At 52.5% G+C, this 10,654-nt stretch carries 9 protein-coding genes; 3 read left to right on the top strand and 6 right to left on the bottom strand.

Annotated elements, in window-relative coordinates:
• Positions 1-249: 249 nt before the first annotated feature.
• The 3 genes from GX364_02780 to GX364_02770 all read right to left on the bottom strand — a co-directional run bounded on the left by GX364_02780 (position 250) and on the right by GX364_02770 (position 2,003).
• On the bottom strand, positions 250-1,275 hold the full coding sequence (locus GX364_02780; GenBank protein ID NLI69776.1) for a GPR endopeptidase: 1,026 nt from the start codon (positions 1,273-1,275) through the stop codon (positions 250-252).
• Between the two features lie 18 nt (positions 1,276-1,293).
• A complete protein-coding gene (locus GX364_02775; GenBank protein ID NLI69775.1) occupies positions 1,294-1,620 on the bottom strand; it encodes a phage holin family protein in 327 nt (108 codons plus the stop codon).
• Positions 1,621-1,772: 152 nt separating this feature from the next.
• The gene (locus GX364_02770) at positions 1,773-2,003 is read right to left on the bottom strand and encodes a hypothetical protein (GenBank protein ID NLI69774.1); all 231 of its coding nucleotides are present in this window, start codon (positions 2,001-2,003) and stop codon (positions 1,773-1,775) included.
• Between GX364_02770 and GX364_02765 the strand changes: the two genes are divergently transcribed.
• Positions 1,996-2,265, top strand: a complete 270-nt coding sequence (locus GX364_02765; GenBank protein NLI69773.1) for a 30S ribosomal protein S20 — start codon at positions 1,996-1,998, stop codon at positions 2,263-2,265. The genes GX364_02770 and GX364_02765 overlap by 8 nt on opposite strands.
• A 173-nt stretch (positions 2,266-2,438) precedes the next feature.
• On the top strand, positions 2,439-3,194 hold the full coding sequence (locus tag GX364_02760) for a cell wall-active antibiotics response protein (GenBank protein NLI69772.1): 756 nt from the start codon (positions 2,439-2,441) through the stop codon (positions 3,192-3,194).
• 19 nt (positions 3,195-3,213) lie between these two features.
• Here the strand turns inward: GX364_02760 and holA are convergent, their stop codons facing one another.
• Genes holA through trkA form a run of 3 tightly spaced genes read right to left on the bottom strand, consistent with a single transcriptional unit; the run spans position 3,214 to position 7,220 of the window.
• Entirely contained in the window at positions 3,214-4,317 is a 1,104-nt protein-coding gene (gene holA, locus GX364_02755; protein NLI69771.1) for a DNA polymerase III subunit delta, read from the bottom strand.
• Between the two features lie 42 nt (positions 4,318-4,359).
• A complete protein-coding gene (locus GX364_02750) occupies positions 4,360-5,808 on the bottom strand; it encodes a TrkH family potassium uptake protein (GenBank protein ID NLI69770.1) in 1,449 nt (482 codons plus the stop codon).
• A 5-nt stretch (positions 5,809-5,813) separates the two neighbouring features.
• Positions 5,814-7,220 carry a Trk system potassium transporter TrkA gene (trkA, locus tag GX364_02745; GenBank protein NLI69769.1) on the bottom strand — a complete coding sequence of 469 codons (1,407 nt, stop codon included), beginning with the start codon at positions 7,218-7,220 and terminating at the stop codon, positions 5,814-5,816.
• Positions 7,221-7,537: 317 nt separating this feature from the next.
• Here trkA and GX364_02740 point away from each other — a divergent pair, with 317 nt between their 5' ends.
• The gene (locus GX364_02740; GenBank protein ID NLI69768.1) at positions 7,538-10,180 is read left to right on the top strand and encodes an aminotransferase class III-fold pyridoxal phosphate-dependent enzyme; all 2,643 of its coding nucleotides are present in this window, start codon (positions 7,538-7,540) and stop codon (positions 10,178-10,180) included.
• Positions 10,181-10,654 lie beyond the last annotated feature (474 nt).

Raw genomic sequence — 10,654 nt, 5'->3', positions numbered from 1 at the left:
GTGGCGATGGTAAGGTGTTTACGAGAAGGGGATTCTTCGGTCGCCCCAAAAAACAGGGCTCCCTCAGAATGACAGTACTGGAAAGACAGTCGCCGGAATGGCACAATACCAGGGGAAAGAGCGCGGCATGACAGGTAAAGAGCCCCCCCCCGCTAAAATGCGGGGGCAGTTTGAACCATAGTTTCAAGTAGTGCCCCCGATCAGGAAATATACGGCTTCCGGGATATTTTTGTCAGTGTCCTTTCCTTTCTACTGCAGAAACTTGTCTGCCTCGGTTTCGGCCATACCCGGGTGCAGTGCCTCGTTGAGCCCGCCGGCTATGGCCATGGAGATGTCATCCATGAATGTATCAATCTCCTTGGGGGTTACCATCAGTTGATCGATAAATGGTTCTTGAACCTCCTCTATGAGGCGTTTCCTTTCTTCCCAATTCAAGTTTTCAAGGGCATTAGCCAGAGCGTGGGCTTCCGAAGATTGTCTTTTCATCTCTTCGATGAGAACATTTATCGCTTCATTGGCGATCGTGCTTGCCCCTACAACGGTGGGAACCCCGATGGCGATCGTGGGTACCCCCATGGTGCTCTGATTGATGGCCATCCTTTCATTTTTGACTCCCGAGCCGGGAACAACACCGGTATCGGAAAGTTGGACAGTGGTATGCAACCTTTCTAGCCTGTAGGCAGCCAAAGCGTCCACGGCAATGATCAGATCGGGGTCAATCCTCTGGGCTACACCCTGGATGATCTCGCTGGTTTCAATGCCGGTAAGCCCCATCACCCCGGGAGACAATGCCGCTACACGTCGAAATCCCTTTCCTGATAAACCGAAGGGGTCCTGCCCATCGAAGATATGACGTGTAACCAGCAAGTCTTCAACCACCTTGGGACCCAGTGCATCGGGAGTCACATTCCAGTTACCCAGGCCTATCACGAGGATGGACATACCCGGTTTCTCATGAAAACCGGCCATCTCCGTTATTTCCCGGGCCAGGATCTGGCTGATACGATTCTGCAAGCTGGCACTTTTCTTTTTCAGGTCAGGGGATTCGATGGTAACATACTTGCCGATCGGTTTGCCAAGCTGTGAAGAAGCTTCATCCGTCAAAACCGTCACCTTCGTCACCTTGATGCCATCCTCATCCTTTATTTCTTCCTTGACTCCCGGAATTTCAGCTGCTGTTCCTTCCCTGATAACCTCGTTGGCCTCGAGTGCCAGATCGGTCCTGATATTGTACCCGGGAACAAAGCCGTCACGGTATTCTGGGCTACAGGTCAAATCCAATTTCCTCCTTTGTCAACGCAACTCCGTCGGAACAAACAGGTCGATCACTCCGATAACGATAGCCGCAAGGATTGCACCGATAATACTGACGTTCATGCCGGGAACAACATACTGGGCCAGAAAGATAATCACCGCCGACACTATGAAACCGACCAGCCCCCTGTTTTGCGGGGAAATCCTGCGGCCAAAAAAGCTTTCGGCGATGAATCCCAGCAGAGCAATAACCACCGCGGCGATCAGAGCATGCCCGAAGCTGAGCTGCGCAAATCCGGGCAATATGAAGCTTACCACCATCAACACTATCGCCGACACGATAAAGCGGACAATCAAACCTAGCATCTTTTCACCTCCCTTGCAGGATTTTTGTTACTGAATTTATCATAACCAAAAGGTTATTTTATATGCTTTTTTCATGCTCGTCGCTTTTGTGCCAGAGAACTCCGGCAACATGGAAATCCGGAGGGAACCCCGCTGCCGGGCAACCGGGGATTTCAATTGCCGATGTTGCAGCGCAAATCATGACCGCAATGACCCCGGCAAGTTTTTTTACCCATTTTGCTTTTTTTCCCGGGAACATCACAGTTGGTATAAAAGTTTTGCAGGCCGGATGTTGCAATATGTATTTTTAAATGGTAAACTTTTAAAGTGTTGCTTGCCATACCATTGTTGTCTGCTATTTTTTGTTTATTTTTTTGATCATGAGGAGGTGAAGCCGTGCCCACGAAGCTGTCTGCCAAAAAAAGAGTCCGGCAAACGATAACCAGGACAGCCCGCAACCGGGCTGAAAAAAGCCGGTTGAACACTTCCATACGCCGTTTCATCGAAGCTCTGGAAGATAAAGATGAAGAATCCATGGAGCTACGTTTCAGAGAAGCTGTACGTACCATCGACAAGACGGCAAGCAAAGGAGTTATTCACAAGAACAATGCTGCCCGTAAAAAATCGCGGTTGTACAAACTGTATCAGAAGAGCAGGGAACAGTAATCACCTTGCGTCAGGCCCGGAAAAGGACAGGATAACCCAACCTGTCTTTTTTATTTTGCACTGCAATCGGTTCCGGCAAATGTAGCGGTGGCATACATCAAAAAGTACAGGTAACAAAAAAAAGCCGGGTTTGCAAGTCATTGTTTGACAATAAACAAACAGGAGGATATCGTATGCGAGGCTTGAATTTGCGTGTAATCGTGGGATTGGTGATCCTTGTTGCCGGGGTACTCTGGCTGCTGCAGGATTTCGGCGTGATCGATACAACCGCTTTCAATTTGTGGAGTTACTGGCCGCTCATTCCCCTGTTCGTTGGCCTCAACTGGCTTGTTCTTTCCTTCCGCATCTCCGGCATCTTCTCCGGAAAGAGATCTTTTTTCCCCTGGGGGCAGTTCATCTCGGCCCTGATCATGATGGCCATCGGGGTTCTCTATCTGGGGAGGAATGTGGGACTGCTCGAAGCGGCGATGATCAAAAGGTTCTGGCAGTTACTCCTGCCCGTGCTGTTGATTCTTCTCGGATCAATGCTACTCGGTAAACGGAGTCCCACGAAAAAAAATAACTGCCTGGCTTTCATGAGCAGGGTCGATACAGGCCACCGGAAGCCATGGAAACTGGAAAGTGGCAACTATCTGGCCTTCATGGGCGGAATCAATCTGGACCTGACCGATGCGGAGGTAGGCAGCGAAGATATTTTTCTGGATCTGACCGCCTTCATGGGAGGAGTCGAGGTAAAGGTTCCCCGGGATCTGCCGGTGATCTGTGAAGGAAATGCCTTCCTCGGCGGCATTTCTTTCCTAGGCCGGGAGGAGGGAGGTATCGTCACCAGCCAGAAGATCGAATACAATATCGATGGTGACGATGACAGGCTCGTACACATCTATGCCCGGTCGGTGATGGGTGGGATCAAGATAAAAAATAGCGACTAGAGAAACCTCCTGCCGGGGGTCAGGGCATGAAAGAGGCGATGCGCCCGATCAGCAACTCCAGGGCCAGCTCGGGTTCCGTTTTTCCCGTTTTGATCCGAAGATCGGTCTCCTGAATGATACGGATTATCTCCCGCAGTTCTTCCCGTCGGTAAGTTCGAGCCTGGCGAAAGAGCTTGTCTGCCACAAAAGGATGGACCCCCAGCCTGGAAATGGCAGCGGACCGCTTGACCCCTTCTTCCCGGAGGGAGTGGGCTTTCAAAATAAGGCGGAACTGCCGGGCCACCATGTGAAGGATCTGTAGCGGCGGGGTGTGGAGAGCAAGCAGGGCTTTCAGATAGCGGAAAGATTTTTCCGGCACCCCCTCCCCCAGAGCATCCACAAGATTGAAAATGTTACCGCGGGGATCACTGTAAACCAGTTTATCGACCAGCTCCTCGGTTACGATCTTCTCGTCGGTGTGCATGTAGGAAACAATTTTGGATATCTCGCTATCCACTCGCCGAAGATCGCTTTCGGCAATGAACAGCAACTTGTCCAGAGCCCGGGGATCGGCTTTTTTATCATGGGCATGCAGACGACTCCTGACCCATGCATCGAGATCCCTTCCTTTCAAGGGGGAGAAGATGACCACCGCATCGGATTCTTGCAGAAAACGGAAAAAACTCCTGCGCCGATCCACCTCGGCTGCCCTGAAGACAATGATATGCTCGATTTCCGGATGCGAATTCTGCTGTTCCTGAAAAACCGCGAGGGCTTCTTTGATTCTTTTCTCTTCTCCGTCTGTTTTTCCGGATTTCCCCGACCGTACGTCACCCGTGGCGGCAGGCTTCTTTTTTTGGGGATGCGCTGTTGAAAACAGCAAGGGAAAATCATCGATCAACACGATTTTTCGCCCCGTGGAAAAAAGCGTGGGCATCCCCAGATCGACAATTATTTCTATCAGATTTGCCTCGTGCCCTTCTATTTTCCGAAACCCGGTATTTGCTTCATCCCCTTGAAGAAATTTCTCTCGCAGAAGGCCGAGCCATAGTTCCTGCAGGTAGTCCTCACCACCGGTCAACAGGTAGAGCGGCGAAAACCTGCCCGCGCGTATGTCCTGAAATGATTGTTTTGATGTGATCATATTATTCCTCTTTTCGTTTTGATCGATCGCTTCCGGCCACACCTAGCCGGAGCGCCGGAACCTCCGGAAAGCCACCAGAAAAAAGACAAGCACCGTATAGATTTCCAGCCGCCCGAGGATCATCAGGAAAGCGAGGAAACATAAGCCCGGAAGGGGGATACTGCCATATCCGGGCAACGAACCGATGAGTCCAAAACCGGCGCCTACGTTGCTCAGGGAAGCAGCCGCCGCGGAAAAGGAGGTGGTCAGATCCAGACCCATCCCCGCAAGCACAAGGGCCCCCAGGGCGGAAGCGCTCATATACAGAAAAATGAAAGCAACCGCATTGCGCAAAACATCTTCCGGGATGGGGCGGTCCCCAAGCTTGACCGTACTCACCGCCGCTGGATGAACAAACCTGTATATCTCACGATAAACGAATTTGCCCAGCAACATGATGCGTACAAGCTTGATCCCTCCGGCAGTAGATCCCCCCGGACCACCGATGAACGTGCACATGAAAAGCAATGCTTTGCTGAAAACGGGCCAGGCATCGAAGTTAACCGAACTGAATCCGGTGGTGCTGATAATCGAGGAAACCTGGAAGGAGGCACGGCGCATCGTTTCGCCAACTCCATCATGTGAATGAATATTGAAAGCAACAAGGATGGTGACCAGCAGGACGAAAAAAAGATAGAATCGCAACTCCGGATTGCGGAAAAAGTTTCTGAAATCACCGCGGAGCAACTGATAGTATAGGGCAAAATTCACGGCGGCCACCAGCATGAAAACAATGATGATCATCTCCGCCGCGGGGTTTCCCAGGGAGGCCACGCCGGAATTCAGGGTTGAAAATCCACCCGTGGGCATGGTGGTCAGAGCATGGTTGAGGGCATGATAGAAAGGGAGGCCGACCAGCATGAGTAGCGCCGTCTGCAACATGGTCAGGACAACGTAAATATACCAGAGTTTCCTGGCCATCTCCGCAACGCGGGGCACGACGCGATCGGCAAAAACTCCGGGCACCTCGGCCCGGAAAAGATTCATGCCATGCAAACCCAGCCGTGGCAGAAGGGCGACAAAAAGAGCGATGATGCCCATCCCCCCCAACCACTGCGTCAGGCTGCGCCAGAGCAGCAACCCTGCCGGTACCGCTTCCACATCGTTGATCACGGTGGCCCCGGTGGTCGTGAATCCGGATATGGATTCAAAGCAAGCAGCGGTAAAACTGTCAAACAGGCCGTAAAAATAATAGGGCAGTGCACCGAAAAACCCGGCAAAGAACCAGGCCAGTGTGACCAGAGCAAAACTATCAACCAGAGTGATTCTGTTGCTGGAAGGAATCAGCAGACAGAGAATTATACCGACCAGCCCGGTTATCAGTGCCGAAACCAGGAGAGAGCTCGAATCCGCTCCCCCCTCGAATAGCGACCATGCCAGAGGAAATAACATCACCAGGGAGAGGGCAATCAACAGATAGCCGATCAGATGCAGGATGTGCAGGCGTTGCATTGCTCTCATTCCTTCTTCAAATGATTTTCTTTGAACTTCCGGTCTGCCTTTCCGGTGCGCCTGCCGGCAAAGAAGCGATCCAGATGTGCGCTGATTTCGGGAAGGGTGAAAATTACCAGGCGGTCGTGGGCCAGAAGCAGGGTGTCACCATGGGGTATGATAACCTCGTCATCCCGCACCAGTGCACCGATGAGCACCCCCCGGGGCAAATTCAGTTTGCAGACCTTCTTGCCGACAGCACGGGCCGTGTCGGGAAGGATCAGCTCGAGCATCTCCGCATTCTCATCCTGCAGGATGGAGAGGGAGATGATATCCTCCCTCCTCGTAAAACGCAGGATCTGCGATGCAGCGATAAGACGGGAATTGACCGTGCTATCGATGCCCAGGGTTTTGAAGATGGGAATATATTCGAGGTCCGTTATCTCGGAAATGATTTTCTTCACTCCCAGCTGTTTTCCCAGCAATGAAGCAAGGATGTTGGTCCGATCGTCGCCGGTGGCTGCCACCAGCACCTCCGCCTCCTCGATCTCCTCTCCCTTGAAAAAAGAAAGATCGGTTGCATCTCCCTGCAGGATGAGAGTGTGGGAAAGATTGCGGCTCAATTCTTCACAGCGGAGGGGATCCTTCTCGACCAACTTTACCGAGAACTTGCGGCTCGTCCCGTTATTTTCAAGAAGGGAGGCCAGCCGGAAACCCGTTCGGCCGCCGCCCAGTATCGTTACCCGCTGTACGCGGAGGCGTTCATGATGCAACATCCAGCTAACTTCACGCAAAACCTGCGGTTTTCCCTGCAGATATATCTTGTCACCCGGTTTGACCATATCCTTCCCGCCAGGAACCAGAAATTCACCGCCGGGGCGGTTGATACCCACGATAATGCAGCCCGGCGGCAACGGCAGCTCCTTGAGGGTTCGGTTGGTAATTCCTGCTTCCTGTTCAACGATGATTCCCAGCATCATCACCTTGCCCTGGGCAAAGTACTCGACGTTGCCGGCATCCGGGAAATGAATCATCTCCACTATCTCCTGTGCAGCCAACCTTTCGGGGTTAATGATGAAATCCAAACCCATCTGTTCATGGAGCAATGCATGATGTTTCTCGAAGTATTCCTCGCCGCGAACCCGGGCCACCGTGATACTGGCGCCGAGGCGTTTGGCCACCATGCAGGCAATGATGTTCACCTCGTCAATCTCCGTTACAGCGGCGACAATACCGGCCTCCCTGGCCCCGGCTTTCTCCAGAATGGCCACGTTGGCCCCGTTGCCCTCAACGACCATGGCATCCAGACGTTCGTTGATGCGATATGCTTTCTCGGGGTCTTTCTCGATGATGACGACATCCTGATTTTTTTCGGAGAGGCTGCGGGCCAGTTCATACCCCACGCCGCCACCGCCGATGATGATGATATGCATATCCTTGATATCCCACCTTGACGGCATCATTGCATGATGGCGTTTTCAACTGCTATTCTATATAATTATTTATTTATTAACAAGCTGTTGAACCAAATTGTCCTCCGCCACCACACCCCGCGGGCCACCCCCGCCCCGGAGACCGTGGATTGCCAACCCGGCAAGACGGTACCTTGAACGAAGAACAGAACGGAAAAGATATTTTTACGGGCGTTCAAAGGGAAAATAGGGTTGATGTTTGGCCGGTGCATGCATATAATATAGGTGTGCACATATTTGGGCACATACATTTCAATGTTAACACGGAGGGTTTTTCCATGCATTCGTTTTCAAAGTATGTAAACCCCTTTCTGGGAAAAATGATCGAGAGTATCGGTATGGACAAGAGCTTTGTAAGAGGAGAAGGCTGTTACCTTTACGATCAAGAGGGGAATGAATATCTTGATTTTATCGCCGCCTACGGGGCTCTGCCTTTCGGCCATAACCCGCGAGAAATATGGGAGGCGATTACAAGGGCATATGAAGAAAGGGAGCCTGATTTTGTCCAGCCCTCCAACCTGAACGCCGCGGGTGACCTGGCCGAAAAGCTCATCAAGATTGCACCGGAAGGGCTGAAATACGTCACTTTTTGCAACAGCGGGGCGGAAGCGGTGGAGGCTGCGATCAAGATGTGCCGTGCAGCCACGGGCCGTAAAGGAATCCTGTCGGCAGTGAACAGTTTTCACGGTAAAACTCTGGGTGCTCTTTCGGCCACGGGCAATCCAAGCTATCAGCGTCCATTCATGGCCCCGATGGAAGGATTTGATCATGTTGAATACGGAAATCTTCATGCGCTCGAAAGCCTGCTGGCTGAAAAACCGAACCGGTATGCCGCACTCATCCTGGAACCGATACAGGGAGAAGGAGGCGTGGTGGAACCGCCGGCCGGTTATCTGGGGAAAGCGGAAAAACTCTGCAAAAAATACGGGTTGCTCTTCGTCCTGGATGAAATACAGACCGGGTTGGGACGCACCGGCTCCCTGTTTGCCTGCACGGAGGAGGGAATCTTCCCCGATATCCTGCTGCTGGCCAAAGCTTTGAGCGGGGGCGTTATTCCCATCGGCGCATGCCTCAGCAATGACCGGGCCTACCAGAAGGAGTTTGCGCTGAATCATTCTTCCACCTTTGCCGGCAGTACCACGGCATGCCGCGCCGGCATCTGTTCCCTTGAAATGCTACTGCGCAACGGGATGGAGGCAATCGCTGCTGCAAGGATAACGGGTGAATATCTTAAAAAGAGGCTACTTCTGCTCAGGGATCGATATCCCGGTATTATCGGGGAGGTCCGCGGGCGGGGCCTGTTGCTGGGAATCAAGTTTGACATCAGCAGGGAATCTTTCCCCGGTAGCCTTCCGGGCATCATGGCCGAGCAGGAACTTCTTACCCCCCTCCTTTCAAGTTACCTGTTGAACGTTGAACATCTTAGGGTAGCCCCCACTCTCAACGGCAACAGGGTCATCCGCGTCGAACCACCGCTGTGCGTCACCAGGGAACAATGCGACCGGGCCATGCAGGGGCTGGAAAATATGTTGCAGATCCTTGAGGCAAGGAATTCGGCAAAGCTTTTTTCGTTCCTGATCGATGCCGATGAAAAAGAATATCCGGTCTGCAACACTTCTCCGCCAGAAAATCTCGCTATCCCTTCCGCTGATCCGCAAGAGGGAAGGTTTGCGTTCCTGATCCATCCCCTGAACATGGCAAATTATGCCGAATTTGACCCCGGCCTGGCAGCTTTCGATTCCGATGAATTGCAAAGGTTGGTAACCCGCTGGAATGACATGGTCAGGCCCTTTTTCGTTTCCGGAACAAGAATCATGACCGACATCGGTGCCACGGCCTATGGAGAATTCATCGCCGTCCCCAGGACCACGGCCCAGTTGATGGAAATGCCACGGAAGAAGGTGCTGGCAGAACTGAAGGAAGCCATCAACCTTGCCCATCACAGGGGTGCTGAAATTGTAGGTCTGGGCGCCTATATCTCGGTAGCCTCGGGAGGAGGATTGTATTTGAGGGATATGAACATACCGCTCACAACCGGAAACAGTTACACCGTTGTCGCCGCCGTGGAGGCGATCACCGGCGCACTGAATAAAATGGGAGAGACTCCCGGTCGCGGACAGGCAGCCCTGATAGGAGCAGCGGGGTCAATCGGGAAAGGGGTGGCCATCCTGATGTCGGAAAAAGTGTCCGGCCTCGTTCTGATCGGTAACCCCGGAAACAAAAATGCGGGGGCAGACCGCCTGTGGAGAACAGCCGCGGAGATATACAGGTTCATAGCCGGGCAGAGGAAAGAAAAAACATTTGTACCGGGCAGCATAGCTGAACATGTGGCGGCAATGAAAGGCCTCCCCGATGCGGATGCCCCCCTGGAAATGTTTGTTGATCTTGCCCGTTCTTCCGCCCGGAAAGGGGTTCCCATCCACATTACCACGCAGATAGATAAATGGTTGCCCGGTGCAGACATCGTCGTCAGTGCAACAAGCAGCACCGCCGCGCTGATCACCCCCAAAAATTTAAAATACGGTGCCATCGTCTGCGATGTTTCCCAGCCTTCCAATGTCAGTGAAGAGGTTTTGAAACGAAGGCCCGATGTCCTGGTAATAGATGGCGGAATCGTGGAAATTCCGGGGCGCCCCTCCCTGGGATGGAACTTCGGGTTCGAGAAGGGGGAAGCCTATGCCTGTATGGCAGAAACGATGATGCTCGCTCTTGATCACCATTATGAAAACATGAGCATGGGATCGACAGGGATCACGCTGGATAGTATCCTTTACACGAAAAAATTGGCTGACAAATACGGTTTCAAACTGGCAAACCTGAAGAGTTTCAATCGGCCGCTGGCCGCGGAGAGATGGAATGCTGTCATGCATGCCAGAAGGCTGGCCGGATCATGGCCCCCCGAATTGCTCTCGTCGGAATAAAAGGAGCAATCTACCAGCCGCCAGAAGGCAGGTACGTGGTTATGGCGATAATTGATTTGCAGGCGGAAGTGAGTGGTCAAGATTCCCTGTCGCGGCATGCTGCAGCCGCTCGCTCGGAATGACAGGTAGGGCGTTTTCTTTTTCTGGCAGTAGGGTAAGGGGTACATGAGGAGGGGATTCTTCAGGAACTGAAGCTCTCTTTAGTGGGTATGCGAAAAGATAAAACCCAGGAAATAGCTTCCCCCCGTGGGTAAGTGGTATTAACAAGGGTTTCCTTGGCCGCCTACGTTTTCTTTTTCTTTTTTTATATGTTGGCTTGGCGACTGGGCCGTTCATGGGCCATAGCAAAAGAACGGTTCAGGGAGTGAGTGTGTTCAACTAGGGGATTCTTCGGTCGCCCCAAAAAACAGGGCTCCCTCAGAATGGACAGGTAATACACTGTCCACATCACGTCGGCAGTCCCGTTTCGCTTCC

Source organism: Bacillota bacterium, from assembly GCA_012518215.1.
In the GTDB taxonomy this organism is placed as follows: Bacteria; Bacillota; Dethiobacteria; order DTU022; family PWGO01; genus JAAYSV01.
This window is presented reverse-complemented; position numbering and strand designations above follow the sequence as displayed.

Excerpts from the sequence above, each read along its gene's own strand:
- GX364_02760 (NLI69772.1), top strand. The coding sequence starts at position 2,439 with ATGCGAGGCTTGAATTTGCGTGTAATCGTGGGATTGGTGATCCTTGTT.
- holA (NLI69771.1), bottom strand. The coding sequence starts at position 4,317 with ATGATCACATCAAAACAATCATTTCAGGACATACGCGCGGGCAGGTTT.
- GX364_02740 (NLI69768.1), top strand. The coding sequence starts at position 7,538 with ATGCATTCGTTTTCAAAGTATGTAAACCCCTTTCTGGGAAAAATGATC.
- GX364_02775 (NLI69775.1), bottom strand. The coding sequence starts at position 1,620 with ATGCTAGGTTTGATTGTCCGCTTTATCGTGTCGGCGATAGTGTTGATG.
- GX364_02750 (NLI69770.1), bottom strand. The coding sequence starts at position 5,808 with ATGCAACGCCTGCACATCCTGCATCTGATCGGCTATCTGTTGATTGCC.
- trkA (NLI69769.1), bottom strand. The coding sequence starts at position 7,220 with ATGCATATCATCATCATCGGCGGTGGCGGCGTGGGGTATGAACTGGCC.